This is a genomic window from Selenomonas sp. AB3002, assembly GCF_000702545.1.
Lineage (GTDB): Bacteria > Bacillota > Negativicutes > Selenomonadales > Selenomonadaceae > Selenomonas_B > Selenomonas_B ruminantium_A.
On the sequence record NZ_JNIO01000002.1, the window covers coordinates 769,618 to 786,648 of the forward strand.

The window sequence follows — 17,031 nt, forward strand, 5'->3', positions numbered from 1 at the left end:
CACAATTGACACAGTCCCCAATAACTCTACTTATATATTATCGAGTATTCATACGTCTATCTTAATACCCTCCTTAAAATCCATAGGGAGTGGCATTATGCCACCCCCTACAGTAATTGCTATGCACTTTGCTCAATCACAACGTCTTTAATCTCCCCCTTTGACAGCACCGCAGGCTCCGCATCTACATCCTCAAAGCCCACCTTACGGCTAATAAGCTTAATCTGCTCTGACATCCCTGCCACCAATGGCAGTTCCTCTGCTGCCAGTTTGCGCTCCAGCTGGAAGCATGCCTTGGCATAAGCAATGCCGCCTTTATTGGTAGCCTTTACCAAAGAGAATCTTGTAACCACCTCATTGCTCTTAATCCCCTTAGTAAGCAATCGCATCAAGTACCGGCTAAGTTCTTTCAACGACCCAGTAGGCAACGAAAGCATCACAGGGAACATCTCTCCCTCTCTCAAAAGATAGAGCCGATGGCGCTCCTTGCAAGCCTTGGCACCATTCTCACCAGAGCTATACTCATTGTATACACAGCTCTTGCAATCACCGCCAGGATCACCAAAGCCCGTAACAGCATCAAGACTGCCACAGTCCGGAGGATTGGCTGCTCCATTGAACTTAGTTTTGAAGTAAGCTCTTATCGGATGATGATACAGTATTACTGCCGAGAACTCCTTAGCGAACTCCGGGTCTTCAGGATTTTCTGAAGGCAGCTGGTAAAGAGTAGTTTCTCCCGAAGGCATCTTTATTCTCTCGAAGAATGCGTTGAGCCCTTCCATTTCTTCAACCATCGCTTCATTAAAATCGAAGTTCTTCAAGGCAAGATAACCCTCGCCTTCTAACGTAACTATGTTCTTATTTGTCGTTTTTGCCATCTCGATCTTCCTCCTAGTTGTATATGACCTTGCAAATTGTTTTAGCCCACCTGCCCCACCTTCAGCAGATCTGCCATAGCCGCAGCATGAGGGCACTTACCCCTCACTTCGCAGTATTCCAGGCACTTCTTACCATGCCAAGTCTCTTTTATCGAGCATGGCGTCGGTAGTGTCCTTGTGCGCAGAGCTGACTTGAGCATCTCAGATTTCTTGCCAAAATACCGCAGAAGCCATCGGTCACTGATTCTGTTGATGGGTATGATGTAGACCTGTTTGTCTATGCCTCTCTCTGCAGCTGTCTTGAGACATGAGTCACGGCAAAGGGCCTGTATAAACATTTTTTTGACTTCGAACCCAGATTGCTCCAGCAACAGCCTATAGTAATTGAGTTGCACCGCCCAATCCCAAACATGGCGCACACCATCATAACGGAACTCCTTGCGAGTCTTGGGCTTCCCCTTCCTGGCTCCCGTCTTGTAGACCTCACCTGTAGGCACGTCAACCTTATAGATCCCCAAAGCTTTAGCCAGCTTGTAAGACGAGGTTACCTTGAGGTCGCCCAGCACACCTTCCTCCCCATCGATGATTTTCCCATAAAGGTCGAACTTACCGCTGGTAACCTTGTCCTTCAGCCGTATTTCCCCGAGTATTTCCCCGGAGGTGTGCCCCTCATGTATGGTGTGGACAGCCTGCCCGTGAAGGGAATACAGGACATCCTGTGGAGCTACGGCATAGCTGGTCTTTTTCTTCAGATAGATTTCCCGCACACCACCAATCAGCTCTGTCACGGTTGCTCCCTTAATCCCACGATCAAGGGACTCTGCCACAGCTCTTAGGGTGGGCAGAAACATGCACCGTTGTTTCTCAGGACAAGCAGCCAGACAGCGCTTGATGGTAATACTTCGCCCACTGGGGCATACGAATTTTGTCGCTGGCATCTTCAACCCTCCTGCCATAAATCTTCATAATAGTGGTCCTGTACGAACCAATGCATCAGGTGCTGCTTGGGAAATCTTGCTCTTTGCCCCAGTTCGCTCATTAGCGCCACGTCCTTTCCCGCCGCTTCCCCTTGGGCTACTATACGGCATCCCAGAGACATGCTCATATAGTGGTTTCAGCACTTCGTCTCCGTATGCCCAGCGGTATTCCTCTATTTCCTCCGGGTAACAATAGTCCAGCAGCCTGTTGTATAAGTCTTTATATTTCCAAGGAACATCAGAGGGAACGTAATACCCATGCTCCTGCTCCAAATACTCATACCGTGGGAAATTCTCGCCCGATGCCTCTTCAATGATTTCCCCGACTTTCTCAATCACAGCCTCCAACTGGCTCCGATTGATGTATTCATGCTGCGAATGCGGGTTATAATAGCCAGCAGACAGGTTGACTGCTGCCATCCCCATGGCCGGAGCAATAAGGACGATATCGCTGAAGGTGCCATAATCAGTCTGGAATCCCTTGCTGGAAATATAGTCTTCAAATTCCTGGTTGTAACAATCATAGTAGACAGCGTCCTGCTTGCCCTTGCGATCAAGCTCCACGATACACTTGATGTTCTCCAGTTCCATTGGGAGCTTCTTCGCACCATACCACTGGACAAAGGCTTTGGCCCCGCCACCACCTCTTTCCTCATCACACGTAAATAATAGCCACGGCTTCTTGTCTGACTGCTCCCAGGCCCTGACCAAACCATAAACACCACACCTGTCATCGCCGCCTATGCCCTCAGGGGACATTAGGATATTGCCATCTTCACTAAAGCAGATGGTCTTGACCCTTTCTCGATGTACAGTGTCCAAATGAGCCACAAGTAATACGGGTGCTTCGCCCTTGACCAGCAGGAACTTCCCCACACAAGCAACAGTATTACCTTCATATAGCTTTTTCAGCTGACTGAACAAATTTCTCTGGGAGAGCCTTATCACATCTTCCAAGGTAATCATGCCACCAGCTCCCTCTCTGCTTCCTCTTTCTCCTTTTCCCGGCGCTCCATACAATGACAGCAGACACGTTCACCGTTTTCTTCCCCAGTTACCTCATTCTGAGGATAGTAGCAGCCACATTCGGAGCAGTAGGCATAATACCTATCACGGCAGCTGGCACAGACGTAAATAACGGTTCCCTCGCTATTAGACACGGGATACACATCCCCGAAATACTCACCGCAGGAGTCACACCGAGAGGTACCTTCCTCCTCATCTTCATCCTCTTCCCCACAGTCCTCACAATACAGGTTGGTGTTGATCTCAGTTCCGCAGCAGATGCAAAGCCCGTAAGTACCAACGTAGAAGGGCTCAAAGCTATCAGCCTTATCCTGCCGTATGCTGATTTTTGCTCCAAAGCCCTTATACATCCAATCTGGGTAACCACCAAAGCCAACACCGGCGCTGATCTTGCAATGTGTATTATTGAAGTAATTGTAGGTCTGCCAAAGATTGGCAGCCTGTTCCAGCTGAGACAGCTCCCTCTGAACCAGATCTCGATAGATTCTTGCTTCAGCCTGCACGCCATAGGTTCCCCCAGACGTATTGTACAGACGGCTCTGGAGCAGAACCCCGTTGCCTGGCTTATAGGCAAAAACCTGGCGCATGGTCTTGCGATTATTCAGCGTCTCTGGGTTATCAGGGTCAGCCGCCACAAAGGCAATGAAGCTGTAGTTATCCCGCGCATAGCCGGAACAGCCGTTGTTATACCTGTAGGCCGTAGAATTAAGAGAGTGACAGCTTGTGAGGGTGCTTCCCCTGTCATCATCCTTCGGGTTGCTCATGGTCAGGAAATGGGCCGGGTTCAAGGACACAAAGAACTTGAAGTCAATCTTCTTGGCAGAAAGCTCATCAGCAAACTGGGCAAACAGTCTCTGAAAATCACTTCCGGCTCTATCGTCAGAAATCCCCAGCGCATCACATAGAGCCTTGAAGATGCGGCTCCTCTTCTTGTGTGGGGCATAGGCTCTGGGCGACAAGGCCCGGATGGCTTCAATGTAGTGAGTTTTGTCCCCCTTCTCAATGGCAAAGAAGTTCACAGCCCTGCTCAGCAGTCCCTGCCTTTCTTCATCACTGCCATCAAACGCAGGAGCCAGTATGTCATCAGCAAGGCTTCTTATGCGCTCATAGTCGGGATTATGGGTGCGGGTGCCGTTGATAACCAAAGCATCCAGCTCTTCGTTCCAGACCGGCGAAGTACGGAAAAGCTGGCGCAGCTCCATCTTGGCGTAGGCATTATCCCTGGCCAGCCGGTCAACGAATTTATCTGTAATATCTTCAAGTACCCCTGTTTCACTGGTATAGGTACCGTAGTCTTCTATTGCTTTCCAGATATTACGTCTGTTCTTCTCTACGATTTTTGCAATCTCAATGTCCATTTATGTTCCCTCCTGCAGTCTAGTTGCAAAACAGCATCAAAAAAGGGCATGACCTACGCCATGCCCACAACCAACTTATCACGTCAGCCTTTGCTGTCCCTATCTTCGGAAAGCTTGTCTGCACCCCACTTGAGCAAAACTCCCAACGCCTCCGTTGCAAGCGCAAACCAAACATCATTCCCCTTCATGATGCCATCTCCTTTCTAAAAGGTGTCACATTGCCTCCGGGAAGTGCCAGTGGCGCAGCACTCTTCCCCGGCAAAGCAAGAATTTCACCGCCAATACGCTCCAATTCTGTTGCCCGCTCATAATCTGCCACGTTCTGAGAAGCTGCGGTAACAGCATTCAGCAAGCCATAGCGGGTGTTATCCCCACTTAGGAACAACTGCCTGAAAATATCTCCCTGCTCATTTTCGGTGAGATTGAAGCTATCCGCTAAAAGCCGAACTTCCTCCATGGGCTGATGCTCCAAGGGAATCTGCATAGCTTCCTGCATTTTCCCTACGGTCAGCATGAACTTACTCTCATCCACAGCGCAGCGCACTGTATCGGCTACCTTCATAAAGAAAGCCTTGTCATCCTGGGCCAGAGTCTCATCGCTATACAGCTCATAGGCCGTATCATAGTTTTCCACCTGCCTGCCAACATGACGCTTCTTCTGGCTGAAATCCTTCACAATCATGCCATTCCTGCAGACCAGACGGAAAATCATAGGCTCCACAGTCAGATTGCCCAAACCCACCTCGCTGTTAGTAATGACAAAGCCTGCCTGTACTGCATCCCCCACCGTCACCTCTGCCTTCATGCGGCGGTTAATGACCTTGAGGTACAGGTGCGTGTCCGTAATCTCACAAGATTCGATGACAGCCCCCTTCATGTCCTTGATGATAGGCAATACTGCTGCACAAAGTTCCAGATTGTCCAAACGGCGGTAGCGGTCAGAGAGAAAAGCCCTCACATTGCCATCCATGATACGGAGCATACGCCGGTCGCGGCTCTGCTGAAGCCAGTTATTGACATTGGAATCCAACAATACCGGCGCTTCCTTCTGCATCCGCTGGTAGTATCTCAATGGTATTCCCAGCCGCGTAGAAATCTGCTGGTGGGCCAAAGGATTCACGCCAAAGTCCAGCAGTTTGCCCCTCATAGACAGCCTGGAGCCACCATCCTCTGTTGCAAAGGTCAAAGTACGACTATCTGCTACAAAATCTTGCCGAGCATTGCGCTGCCTCTGCAGCTCCGTTCCCAGCTCTTCTAAGGTTCTCCCCTGTTTCATGTAAATGCCTCCTTTTTTCGCATAAGAAAAGGCACAGGCAATAGAGCCTGTGCCGGAATCACTTTTATAATATGCAGTTGAAATTTGTCATTTTGTCAGCTTATGAATTTAACATTTCAATACACCTAAGAGCATCCTCCTCTTGCAATCCAATCTCCGAATCAGTTTGCACAAGATTTGTACCTGTGAACTCTTCCATATCATCATCATCGTCCAAGATAACGAATCTTTCAACCAACTTTCTGTTATCATCAAGCCATTGACGTATTTCATCCCCCCGGCACGATAACCCGGACAGCACAGGCGTGCTGTCCATAATCTCCAGACCATATTCACCTAACCTGTTTGAAAGCGTATTTCTTGCCTTAGCGAATCCAGCCCGCCACGATGAGGACAAAACAATCTTGGCTCCTGTAGCTTTGACAATCTCCTGCAACAATCGGAAATGAGAATCTGTCCGCAACTTGATTGAATTTCCATCCTGCTTTGAATTAAGCACACCATCCACATCTAAAAATATCACTTTCAAAAACATCCCCCCCTCTATGCACTTATGTAAATTAGAAAACTCAAAGCCCTCTATTTGTCTGCCTTGAGCCATGGCACATTATTCAATGTGCCCCCACAATTTATGGAAAAAATGCTGTTGCGAATGAGTATCACCCATCTCAGTTTGATGTTTCACATGTACAATAGTACTTGAAAGAAGGTGAACATCATGCTGAGATTGCCTGAAATCGGCTCCCACGCTGCCTATAGGCAGCTCCTCTCCCAACGCATTCACAACAGTCGCCTCAAACGCTTCGACAAGAAGAAGCACAAGCTGGCAGTCAACCTCCTGGCTATTGACCTTTCACCGGTTGACGAGATTATGCGTCCCTTTTTACTCAGCGGAAGGTCGTCCTGCATGGCTACCTTCCTCTATGCTGCGTTCCTACTTGCTTTCCGTCTGGCTTAAGTCTAACTCTCTTGTTGGCTGGGCTGAACGTCTGCGCTCTGATGAGTCTCTGGCCATACTATCAGGCTTTTCACCCGACCATACCCCATCCTTCGGCGCTTTTTATGACTTCTTCCATCGCCTATGGCCAGGAGGCAACAATTTCTTGCCTCACCTGCGCTACCGCAGGAAGAAACCGCCTAAAGGAAAGAGCAATGGCGAAAAGTCTCCGTCCTTCGACAAAGATCATGCTGCCACCGTCATCAAGTTTTTTGATGGACACAGTGCCGGAGGTATCCTCATGACCAAGCTGCACATCATCGGTGAAATCTACAACAGGGTATTCCTGGCCGGTTCGATTCACAAAGATCTTCTGGATGTCAGGAAACTGGTTCTGGCCGGTGACGGCACTCCAGTGCAGGTTTCTAACCGTGAGCGAAGCCACTCGATGTGCGATTGCTATAAAAAGGGCATCGACAGTTGCCACCACAAGCGCTGGTTCTCCCAGCCCGATGCCAATTGGGGCTGGGATTCGTCCAGAAATTTCTTTTACTTTGGCTATAACCTCTATCTCTTCACGGATGCTAACTCCGGATTGCCTGTCTTCCCTATCCTGGAGCGTGCATCCCGCCACGACCTTCCTGCCATGCTACACGGACTTGCCTGCATCAAGGCGTTCTTTGCGGACTGGAATATTTCCGCTTTGATCCTTGATTCCGCACACGATGCAACTGCTGTGTACGAAATGTGCAGCAAAAGCAGCATAACCCCCTTCATAGACTTGAATCCTCGTGGTACCAAATCAGCTGAGGAGAAGGGATATACAATAAGTGATGACGGTGTGCCAATCTGTCCTCTTGGACTTCCCCTGAAACCTGATGGCACTGATAAGAAACGGCACAGAGCCAAATATATTTGTCCGAAGACAAAATACGCAGAAAGGCTATGCTTGTGCGACAAGCGCTGTACCAAATCCACTTATGGTCGTGTTGTGCATATAAGCCTTAAGGATAATCCACGGCTGTTCTGCGATCCTCCACGCGGTTCACCTCAATGGAAGCAAATCTACAACAAGCGCACATCTGCTGAACGGGCCAACAAACGCATAAAGATTGACGGGCTACTGGAAGAAGGACGCCATCACTCTTCCATGATGTGGTATATTAGGTTATTCGCAATAATATCCGTCATACACGTAAAGGCCTGGCGTAAGCATGCGTGAACCCTGAAAAACTATATTTTTCAGAGGCTGGTTTTTCTGCGCCAATTTTCTCATACACTTTCAAGCTAAGGTATTTCAGCTTCGTGTAAAAACATTTCCCATCACCTCAATACTAACAGCCGTCCATTCTCATTTAGATTGCCGTGTTTTCTAAATTACATCACTTTTATAGCCGATGCACAATTTTATATTTCTTTAATCACCATACGCATTTCACGTATCAACTCGATGCATTCCGATGTAGAAGTAGACGAACTGTTAATACGTTTTAAGCAGGCATTAATTATTTGATGTTTAACGTAATTATTGTAAGATATATCGTATTCCTTCAATCCAAATATCCTTTTATCATCAGTCGCAGAATCTGAGTCCAAAATAGTATTTACATTATAGGCATTTTCAATATTTTCCTTTGTGCAATCAGATAAGTTATCCATAAAGAAAGTGAAGTGCTTAGTCATACTACCTATTTCTGTAAGGTAGGTTTCCAACATGATACAATTGTTGCTATCCCCCGAAAGGCAAATGTCCACATTGCCATCCGTCCATATAACGGAAGGCAGGAATTCATGTATATTACCCACACTCTCTACGTTATGACGAGCAAGAATTTTTTTAAACGCTGACTGTGCTACTTTTATATTTTTTATCTGTAAGCCATATTTCTTAGCCTGATCGTCGCTTCCTGTAATGAAATCGCACAATTCACCAAAGGTAATACCATCTGTGCGGTAAGTAATACAAAGATCGTACAGCTTCTTTTGCCTGAATGAGCACATTATCTCTTTTAACCTGTCATGACAAGGGATAAGCACTTCTCCAACTACCGTCATGTAATACAGAGACATTTCGTCCGATTCGTCCATTCCATCTGATAGGTGTGACATATCAGTTATGTTCATCAAGTCTTCAATACCACTGCCAAAACAAACATTTTTATGAAGAATTTCTTGAGCAAAGGGTATAACACGTACATCTGATAACATACTTAAATTCCTCCTCCCACCTTCCTTGCCCACCTACACTTTTCTATGCCAGGCATTCTTGATAAACACGGAGATATGCTTCCAAAATTTTATAATCTATGCTCTTTGTTCTATCGAAAGACATCTTCTCTAATTCCAACGGGTATATCGATTCCTTCGATTCTGATGCCTTTATATAATTATTATACGCCTCTTTCTTTCGCTCTTTCCAGCGCCCATAACCGTAAAAGCAGATATTCCCCTTAGTAAAAGCAGCCCAGCCATCACCAGCCTTTATCGCCTTATTCAGCCATTTTATCTCATGCTTCAACTTAGCATTTGGATTCTTTCTAGCAGCTTCCGCAAATGACCCAGCAATATATTCACGACCTAGACGACCAATTCTCTCCAAGCCACTATCCTTTACAGCCTGCTCAAGCCAGTCCATATACCTTTTTGATAAATCACCTTCCCATGTCTCCTTAGCCATCTGATAGTATGAACGAGCTTTTTCATGATCTACCAATCTACCAAGTTTTCCCTTCTCATAGGCTTTTCCCAAGAAGAGCATAGCTGGCACATCACCAACATTTGCCAGTTTCTCCTTGCTCCTGATTACTTCATCAAAATGCTCCAACTGCTCCAATTTGGCACACAGTCTCCCGCATTTTTCTTCATAATAGCTGGAAATACTGCTGACCGCCTCAGCAGTTAGGTCAACTATCCTTAAAAATGGAGTAAAGCACATAATACCACAAAACAGAAATTTCTGTCTGTGCTTCTCTCTTTCCTTTTCCCATTCAGGCAATTTCTTTTTCATTTCCAGTATGCCCTGCTCAGTGCATCCTTCTATTACCGAAGCAACAAAACTCTCAAGTGTTGGATTCTGTTCGGCTCTCCTCAATGCATCTTCATCCAGATTGTACTTCTTGCGAATATCCGGAAACTTTTGCATACATTGACTTAAAAACTCAGCTTCATCAAATTCCTTGTATTCTATCTCATCAAAGAATTCCACTTTTATGCCTCCTCCCTCATTAGTCAAAATCATCCATTTTCAGTTTGAAATCATTCAATCATCTCAACTTCCTTAACTCATATACTTTTCCAAACAGTAAATAACCAGCCTATTACTCGCAACTAACAGTTAATCTTTAATCCTAATTACTTCATCTAAAAGATTCATTTTTTCCATTTTAACACGTAGCCTATAACATTTTTTACAGTAATATCTAGACATACTACTCACCATGTCAGCTGTATCATCAATTACCGTTGGCGGTGTAGTAGATTCTATACAATCAAAATTATACTGCGCACAATCTATTCTATTGTTCTTTTTCATTTTCAAAATACCATGCTCAGTACATCCTTCTATTACCGGTGCAAGCAATCTATGAAGTATTGGATTCTCTTTTGCCTTCATTAATGTATCTTCATTCAGATTGAACCCCTTACGGATATCTGCGAACTCGTGCATACATTGACTTAAAAATTCTGTCTCATCAAAAGCCTTGTGTTCTGTATTGATAGTTTTTTTGTTTTCCGATATTGGCCGTTTTATCTTTTCCTGTGAAATCAATTTTTCGAGATATTCCTCACTAAACCTGCTATAAAACAACTCCACTATACTTTTTACCGCTTCTTTCGCATCCTCACCCTCAGCAAGTATATCCAGCTTTGTTCCCTGTTTCCATACAAAGGGTCTTATCCCACCAGGAAAGATTGATTCTATCATCGAGCGAATATACATCGTCTGTAAATTCTCAAGGGCTACACAATGCCCTTGAAAGTTAAACTTTATATCTGCTTTGAAGGACTCACCTAATTCCATCAACGTAGATATATTCTTACTTATATCCTCCTTAATATTGTGATATATATACACAGTTGCCTTAGCACAATTATTCTCGTATATAACCTCCGGCACACATTCATCCAACTTTAATTCTTTTATAGCCTTCCAACTAGAATTATCGGCTGCCTTCTTTAACCATTCTTTTGCTATCACTTCATCTTTAGGTACACCTTGCCCCCATTTATACATCATGCCTATCCAGTACATACTCTCAGCAGTATATTCATCTGGTTCAAAACTTTTATCAGTAATGGCAAGAAATTCTTCAATTGCCTCCTTATATTTTCCTTTTTCTCTTAACCTGCAAGCCTCTTCAACATATCCCTTCCGATGAACACTCGGGGTATTGAAGTAAAAAGCCATTGCATTTCTCGCCTTTTGATACCCTGCGTCAGCAGCACGTCTAAACAACTCTTTAGATTTATAAAAGCTCTTAGGAACACCAATGCCTGACTTATACATACAGGCTACCAGATACATCGCTTGAATATCACCTTCAGCAATTGCCTTTTCATAGCAGTCCAGCGCTGTATCATATTGCTTTAAACTATAGGCTCGCCTACCTTTATCCAGCCAGCTATTCTCCATTTCTTTGTCCCCCGCCACAATATTTACACTCTCCACTACAATCAATCAAATTTATCAGTCTTCACTTTAAATTCCTGCACTATGCTCTCAATAGATTTTTCAACCTCTTCCCGGCTTCGTGCTCCCGTTGCCTGTTTTCGTAGATTAGTATTGATTGCTTCGCCGCATTCCTGCAGTGCCACCTGAAGATTATGTACTGAATCTCTTACCTTGGCATACACATTTTCCCTATCTTCATCGGTGACACATTCCTCCATGGCCCACTCTGCCTCGCTACGAATGTCTTCTATCAGACTATACAAAGCGTCTGCATCATCTCTGGCCTTTTCAGCCTCTTTATCAGAAGCATCCAGTATAGCTGCCAACGCCAATCCTGCCAAACCGCCTACAGCCAAAAGCAATCCATTCTTTGCCCAAGTCATGGAAATATCCTCCTTACTGCTAATCAATATCTCTATGCTTATATCATACGAAGATTTCCGAGCAAAGTGGTATCCTGACAGGCAACTTTTGGCACTTTATTTGCAATCCCGCCAGTTTGTCAAAGGCTTGCAGTCATGCCTATACAAAGCCTCATTGACCTCATCTATGTTATAACGCTTCGCCTCCAGAAAATATGCCACAATCATATCACTCAAGCAGCTATCTGATAAGGCATATCCTGCCCGCTTCAGCAGATCGGCCGCTTCCTCCATAGACAGATGCAATGCTACGACGAAGGCCAGTACAGTTTCCTTTGTCGGATGATAATGTATATTATTGCGGATTTTTGCAAAGTGCCCCTTGGTTATCCCCACTGCACTATAAATCTCTACCGGCTTGCGCTTGTGCTCCTTTATCCACCACATAAGTTTTTTAGAAAAAGACATCTGAAACTTAGATGCCAAGTAGCCTATCCCCTTGAGAAAGTCTTCGCTTATCGCAGCTACTGCTCTTCCTGACAAGGCAACCACAGATGTTTTAGGAGATTCTTCTGGTTCATCTTCAAATCTTTTACTACTGTTCATTCTGGACGATGTATCGTTCCAGTTCATCCTTCAATTCCTAATCTAACATCCGTCATCCCTCCTTAGCCTTTTTATAGTATTCGCTATTTCTCCTACAAACATAACACCTGCTAAGATTCTCATATCACCTAGCAGCGAAAGCACAGTCCACCATATCCACAGCACCTACTAACAGGCAGATGCAACTCCATAACTTTTTAGGTGACAGGATAGACATCAATTTTTCATAGCAGAAAAGCACAGACTCAATCAGCCCGTGCTTTTCTACTGGAATATGGTATATGTTTGAAATCAAAAAAATTTTCTTACACAATCAAACTCGCTGTCCTAGGCAACCACATTATAGATTTCACTTATGACATATCATATCTTGTGCATCTGTATCTATTACTTTTCAGCCATCATCTTAGAAAACTTCTTAGCTGTAGCAACATTTCCATCTCGTACACCTTGTTTATGTCCATCACCATATCCCTTATCGTAATGCTCATCTGCAATACTATCGTCACTAATAGCTCCTGCAACATTAGCAATCACAGCTCCTGCAGCAGCCGCCACACCCAGGCCAATAGCCTCCGGTGCCAATATTGCAGCAGCTGCTGCGCCACCAACACCTCTTGCTACAGTTTTAATTACACCCATTCTTCCCCACTCCTTACTTCAAATTAAATAGAGAATCCCCATCTTGCTAATTGCTGATTTACTTCATCTTCTTCTTTTTTTAATTCTCCATCTAATGTCATATTCACAAATTCTCTCTTTATCTTTCTTATCTTCTCCTTATCGTTAAGCAATCTCCATAATGTGACCAAAATACCACCTACATCAAGCTTCTTTACATTTCTCGTTGCTCCAACATAACCTACGTTTATCAGTGATGACAATGTATTTGAATAGGTAAGTATTTTCCGTGTTCTCACTTCATACAACTTCAAATCTTCTCCCGGATTATAGAATAAGCGATGACACATTTCGATTAGTTTATTAATCAATATTGCCATAGATGCACTTTTTGTTGTACCCCAAACATCTATCTGTTGCCCTACTAAAAAACCCGAGAATTCCGGTGATATGACATTTATTACAGGGATTGGTAACCCCTGTGTCGTAAACATATCTGTACAACAATGTGCTACCTGTCTTGCCAGTGCTGCACCTATAACTTCTGGTTTATCTTGTAATATTTCTCCTGTCCATTTCATTACATGATATAAATCTGTCTTTCCATCTATTCTCTGTTCTTTCACATGATATGAAGGAAATGCCGATGTCCAATCATTGACAGTTAATGTATTTGTAGCAATATTTGCTGTTCCAAAAATCAACCCTGCTAATGGGTCGTGTCCAATCGCCTTATATCGGTGATTGGTTCCACTCAAACCTGGCATATCATCGTAAATACCTATAAATCTTTCTGAACGTTTAATTGCATCATACGGTACTGTATGAGAAATAAGACTTTCCCCTATTGACCTTACGGTGGCAGGTAAATAATCATTATTTATTTTCTCTCCTATACTTCTAAAAGTTTTATCTGCATCACTGGCTTTTTCAAATCGTTGCATATCTTTACCAAAGAAAACCCATCTCAACGTTTGTAACACAGCTGCAACCATCAAAAAGCCCATATCAGTGCTTGTCAATGATGTTTTATTCCCGAATTCCTCAACTGCACTGTAATAGCTTCTCATATGCTTACTATGAACTTCCTCAACTTCTTCATCTGTTAACAATAACATGTTATAATACTCTTCTTCTGTCATTGTCTCCACCTCTTAACTAAAACATAATTTCAATTGTCAAGCTATAAAAAAATGATATGTAGCAATTAGCGCCTAACACCCAATACCACATACCGTATCTAAACTGCAAATTCTTTATTGTAATTTTTCTTAAAATAATAAATAACCAGATCGTATCAACTTATTTTTTTATGTAGAATTAGAAGCTACAACACATTCATCCGCAAGCCTATGCGCCGCTGCGCTGCTTAAATAATCCAAATAATGCTGGCAGGGCTTCTCAGACATCAAGACACAAACTGGAACCCCTAATGCCCTAGCTATATTTATCATAGCAGTGCAGGTAATCCCCTTATGCAAATTTGCTCTCTCTATCTGGCTAATATATGCGCCACTTACATTGGATGACTCTGCCAACTCCTCCTGCGTCATATGTTGTAAAACACGGAATCTATATACATTGTCACCAATGGTTCTATAGCTCTGTTCCAGTTCCTGCAAACCATCTCACCTCCTATTCAAATTACATTATTAATATTTTTGCAAATAATCGTACAAAAGTCCAGCCACCCAGGGTTTAGTTTTCTTACCGTAGGTAAAGTAATTTGTAAAATCAACTATATCCTAGACATTTCAGTGCCCCGTCCCACGTATAGTATATGAATCAGCAATAAAATTTTTCCAATAAAGGGATAGGGCCGGAAGGGTGATCCTGACGGCTCACCCTTCCGGCCCTAAAGCTGTACCAACCTAAATAGCAATTCGGGGAGAGCCACAGAATTTAGGCTCTCCCCTTTTAATGATTTTCACTTTTATACATCTTAGCTCAGAGGGGGAGAGCCTAAATTCTTTGTCTCTTCCCCTCATTGCTTTCTGCTTCGCCTCACTGGTAATCAAAGGTAACGCTACGGAAACTAACATAATAGTAAGCAATTCCAGAAACCATGAAAGGGTGTTAGATAATGAACATAGAAAAGAACATATTAACGGTTTCCGAAGCAGCATGCGTTCTCTCATGCAGCGCATATAATGTGTACCGTCTAATCCATACCAAGTCTCTAAGAGCCTTCAAAGACGCAGAGGGCCGTCCTTGGCGTATACCTGAATCCAGCATCAAAGATTATGTTGCCTCCCGTATGAGCAACAATGATTTCTCAAGATGAAATCTGCCCTTCCAGACTTTGTAGTAATTTTCTTTATTTCTGCAGACATGACTATAAAGCATTAAAATTAGGGGGCATCAAATCATGGAAAACAACAGCGAATCCTTAATCACCGTAGACGAGCTTTGCGAGGAGCTGATGATAGGTCGTAATGCTGCTTACAGCTTGCTGGCTTCAAATCAGATAAAGGGCTTCCGCATAGGCAGGATTTGGAAAATCCCCAGGGAAAGCATCCAGCGTTACATCCGGGAGCAGAGCAAAATATAGCATCATAAAAAAGCAATGCCCCGAACCAGCCTTAGGTTCGGGGCACCACTTTCCTTTAGAATAATTCACCAGTTGTTGTCCACAAAGGACGCAGCCTCTTCCAGAGGCATATTATACCGCTTAGACAGCTCTTGAACCGCTACGTCTTTACTGAAGTTGAGTTCTCTTAGCATGGCTATGATATTGAGCCTTCCCTCGTTGATGGCTATATTTCGACCTTCGTTACGGGCATCGGTGAGCATATCTTCTATTGCCTTGCACATTTTGCTCATTACCAATCACCAATTCTGATTTACAAAAGACATAGCATCATCCTGAGACAAGGTATATCTCTTTGCCAGTTGCTGTATAGCTACATCCTTGCCGAAATTAAGATCTCTTACAGTAGCGACGACATTGAGCATCCCCTCATTAGTAGCCTCGTTGCGTCCTTCATCAATACCCGCGTTGTATCCCTTACTAATCCCCTCATCACGGGCATCGGTAATCATATCTTCCAATGCCTTGCACATTTTACTCATTGCCACTTACCAGTTCTGGTTTACAAAAGACATCGCATCATCCTGAGATAAAGGATATCGCTTTGCCAGTTGCTGTACGGCCGCCTCCTTGCCAAGATTATAGTCTCTTGCCATAGCTATGACATTGAGCATTCCCTCATTGGTAGCCTCCTTACGCCCCTTGTCCATTCCTTCATTTAGGGCATCAGTAAGCATATCATCTATCGCCTTGCACATATCAATCCTCTCCTCTCCCACGGGAAGGTTGAAATTCAGGCCAGCACAGACGCTTATAATCTGGGCTGCCAGTCTATCCAGTGATCTATAAGCTTTGTTGCCATTTACCAGCTGGGCCAGCTCCGCCTTGCTGACGGAGTGCTTGATGAACTTCAGCACATCCTTCAAGTCAGACTTGAAAATATCCAACTGCTGGTCTGTCATCATGGCCGGAGCAACCAAATTCACCTTATAGTCATTGGCGTACCTCAGTACACTCTCGTCTATCCCCTCAGGATACATCTCCCGCAAGGTAGTTGGCGCATCCCATGCCTCTGCGCCCCAGTATACCACTATGGTTATGACTGGCAAGATTTTATCGTCACGGTGGAAGCCGCTCAGATACTCAGCCTCATCCCTGCCGTGGTCACGCGCCTTTTTATGGGAACTGGCCGTGGCTGCAACCTGCTCCGTCAAAGTCATAGCATCGTAAAGCATGTTTCTCACTGGCATTGCCAGATGGATTTTGGACTGGTTTTCCACGCCCAGTATGCAATAGGCCACCCTGCCGTCTGTTTTCAAAGCCAGCTTCAGCACATCCCTGGCCTTCTGCTCAGGCAGTACCGCTCCAGCAGAACCATAAGGCAGGACAATGCTTGCAGTGTCCATATCCCTCAGTTTTCCCGGCTGAATACGCTGCTCCCCGCCATAGCAGAAGCCATTGAACAGGTCCGCAAAGCGGTCAGGCTGCTTCATGTACTCTTTGGTTACAGAATCCTTGTCGCCCAATTGTTGGCACCTCACTTCTTACCTACGATTATACCACAATTGTTCAGTATGCCATAGCCAAGGCTCTTCGCTTCCAAAAGTTGTAAAAAAGTTGTAAATACAAGTATGCCCTGCTCACGAAACCTGTAATATCAAGGGTTGGAGAGTTCAAGTTCGTATGCTGCCATGGCAGACAAATAAGATTTTCTTCATAGCTTGAAAACTCCTTACGTTGATTTTACCAACAGACGCTTATGGTCCAGGCTGCCAGTCAATCCGGGGA

The 17,031-nt window shown here is 44.4% G+C and carries 20 protein-coding genes; 3 read left to right on the forward strand and 17 right to left on the reverse strand.

Annotated elements, in window-relative coordinates; all coding sequences use genetic code 11:
- Window positions 1–119: 119 nt before the first annotated feature.
- The 6 genes from P159_RS0103790 to P159_RS0103820 all read right to left on the reverse strand — a co-directional run bounded on the left by P159_RS0103790 (window position 120) and on the right by P159_RS0103820 (window position 6,038).
- Complete coding sequence (locus tag P159_RS0103790; protein WP_029541572.1) at window positions 120–878, reverse strand: hypothetical protein; 759 nt, start codon at window positions 876–878, stop codon at window positions 120–122.
- A gap of 41 nt (window positions 879–919) precedes the next feature.
- Window positions 920–1,816 (reverse strand): hypothetical protein, encoded by an 897-nt coding sequence (locus tag P159_RS0103795; RefSeq protein WP_029541574.1) that lies wholly within the window; start codon window positions 1,814–1,816, stop codon window positions 920–922.
- A 24-nt stretch (window positions 1,817–1,840) separates the two neighbouring features.
- Window positions 1,841–2,821: a hypothetical protein gene (locus P159_RS0103800; RefSeq protein WP_051650093.1), complete on the reverse strand. Its 981-nt coding sequence runs from the start codon at window positions 2,819–2,821 to the stop codon at window positions 1,841–1,843.
- Window positions 2,818–4,239, reverse strand: a complete 1,422-nt coding sequence (locus tag P159_RS0103805; RefSeq protein WP_029541580.1) for a hypothetical protein — start codon at window positions 4,237–4,239, stop codon at window positions 2,818–2,820. Before P159_RS0103805 ends, P159_RS0103800 begins: the two co-directional genes overlap by 4 nt.
- 184 nt (window positions 4,240–4,423) lie before the next feature.
- Complete coding sequence (locus tag P159_RS0103815) at window positions 4,424–5,515, reverse strand: DUF932 domain-containing protein (RefSeq protein ID WP_029541582.1); 1,092 nt, start codon at window positions 5,513–5,515, stop codon at window positions 4,424–4,426.
- A gap of 100 nt (window positions 5,516–5,615) precedes the next feature.
- A complete protein-coding gene (locus P159_RS0103820) occupies window positions 5,616–6,038 on the reverse strand; it encodes an HAD domain-containing protein (RefSeq protein ID WP_318253504.1) in 423 nt (140 codons plus the stop codon).
- A 195-nt stretch (window positions 6,039–6,233) separates the two neighbouring features.
- Here P159_RS0103820 and P159_RS19095 point away from each other — a divergent pair, with 195 nt between their 5' ends.
- A complete protein-coding gene (locus tag P159_RS19095) occupies window positions 6,234–6,473 on the forward strand; it encodes a hypothetical protein (protein ID WP_051650017.1) in 240 nt (79 codons plus the stop codon).
- Window positions 6,439–7,674, forward strand: a complete 1,236-nt coding sequence (locus P159_RS18335) for a transposase (protein ID WP_072004085.1) — start codon at window positions 6,439–6,441, stop codon at window positions 7,672–7,674. The genes P159_RS19095 and P159_RS18335 overlap by 35 nt, the downstream gene beginning before the upstream one ends.
- A gap of 185 nt (window positions 7,675–7,859) precedes the next feature.
- Here the strand turns inward: P159_RS18335 and P159_RS0103830 are convergent, their stop codons facing one another.
- The 8 genes from P159_RS0103830 to P159_RS0103865 form a co-directional block, all read right to left on the reverse strand.
- Window positions 7,860–8,660: a hypothetical protein gene (locus P159_RS0103830; RefSeq protein ID WP_029541586.1), complete on the reverse strand. Its 801-nt coding sequence runs from the start codon at window positions 8,658–8,660 to the stop codon at window positions 7,860–7,862.
- A gap of 43 nt (window positions 8,661–8,703) precedes the next feature.
- Complete coding sequence (locus P159_RS0103835; protein ID WP_029541589.1) at window positions 8,704–9,657, reverse strand: sel1 repeat family protein; 954 nt, start codon at window positions 9,655–9,657, stop codon at window positions 8,704–8,706.
- A 129-nt stretch (window positions 9,658–9,786) separates the two neighbouring features.
- Window positions 9,787–11,085 carry an SEL1-like repeat protein gene (locus P159_RS0103840; protein WP_185753594.1) on the reverse strand — a complete coding sequence of 433 codons (1,299 nt, stop codon included), beginning with the start codon at window positions 11,083–11,085 and terminating at the stop codon, window positions 9,787–9,789.
- Between the two features lie 41 nt (window positions 11,086–11,126).
- Complete coding sequence (locus P159_RS0103845) at window positions 11,127–11,507, reverse strand: hypothetical protein (RefSeq protein WP_029541594.1); 381 nt, start codon at window positions 11,505–11,507, stop codon at window positions 11,127–11,129.
- Window positions 11,508–11,603: 96 nt separating this feature from the next.
- Window positions 11,604–12,119, reverse strand: coding sequence for a hypothetical protein (locus P159_RS0103850; protein ID WP_051650094.1), 516 nt, complete (start codon window positions 12,117–12,119; stop codon window positions 11,604–11,606).
- Window positions 12,120–12,479: 360 nt separating this feature from the next.
- Window positions 12,480–12,734, reverse strand: coding sequence for a hypothetical protein (locus P159_RS0103855; RefSeq protein ID WP_029541600.1), 255 nt, complete (start codon window positions 12,732–12,734; stop codon window positions 12,480–12,482).
- 23 nt (window positions 12,735–12,757) lie between these two features.
- A complete protein-coding gene (locus P159_RS0103860; protein WP_029541603.1) occupies window positions 12,758–13,855 on the reverse strand; it encodes a hypothetical protein in 1,098 nt (365 codons plus the stop codon).
- A 168-nt stretch (window positions 13,856–14,023) separates the two neighbouring features.
- Window positions 14,024–14,335, reverse strand: coding sequence for a helix-turn-helix transcriptional regulator (locus P159_RS0103865; RefSeq protein WP_051650095.1), 312 nt, complete (start codon window positions 14,333–14,335; stop codon window positions 14,024–14,026).
- Window positions 14,336–15,081: 746 nt separating this feature from the next.
- Here P159_RS0103865 and P159_RS0103870 point away from each other — a divergent pair.
- Window positions 15,082–15,264, forward strand: coding sequence for a helix-turn-helix domain-containing protein (locus tag P159_RS0103870; protein WP_029541608.1), 183 nt, complete (start codon window positions 15,082–15,084; stop codon window positions 15,262–15,264).
- A 65-nt stretch (window positions 15,265–15,329) separates the two neighbouring features.
- Here P159_RS0103870 and P159_RS0103875 read toward each other — a convergent pair whose 3' ends face one another.
- From P159_RS0103875 to P159_RS0103885, 3 genes are read right to left on the reverse strand one after another with little or no spacing between them, the layout of a single operon-like run.
- The gene (locus tag P159_RS0103875) at window positions 15,330–15,536 is read right to left on the reverse strand and encodes a hypothetical protein (RefSeq protein ID WP_139283597.1); all 207 of its coding nucleotides are present in this window, start codon (window positions 15,534–15,536) and stop codon (window positions 15,330–15,332) included.
- Between the two features lie 6 nt (window positions 15,537–15,542).
- Window positions 15,543–15,776 (reverse strand): hypothetical protein, encoded by a 234-nt coding sequence (locus P159_RS0103880; RefSeq protein WP_185753595.1) that lies wholly within the window; start codon window positions 15,774–15,776, stop codon window positions 15,543–15,545.
- Window positions 15,777–15,791: 15 nt separating this feature from the next.
- Window positions 15,792–16,769: an Rpn family recombination-promoting nuclease/putative transposase gene (locus tag P159_RS0103885; protein WP_051650096.1), complete on the reverse strand. Its 978-nt coding sequence runs from the start codon at window positions 16,767–16,769 to the stop codon at window positions 15,792–15,794.
- Window positions 16,770–17,031 lie beyond the last annotated feature (262 nt).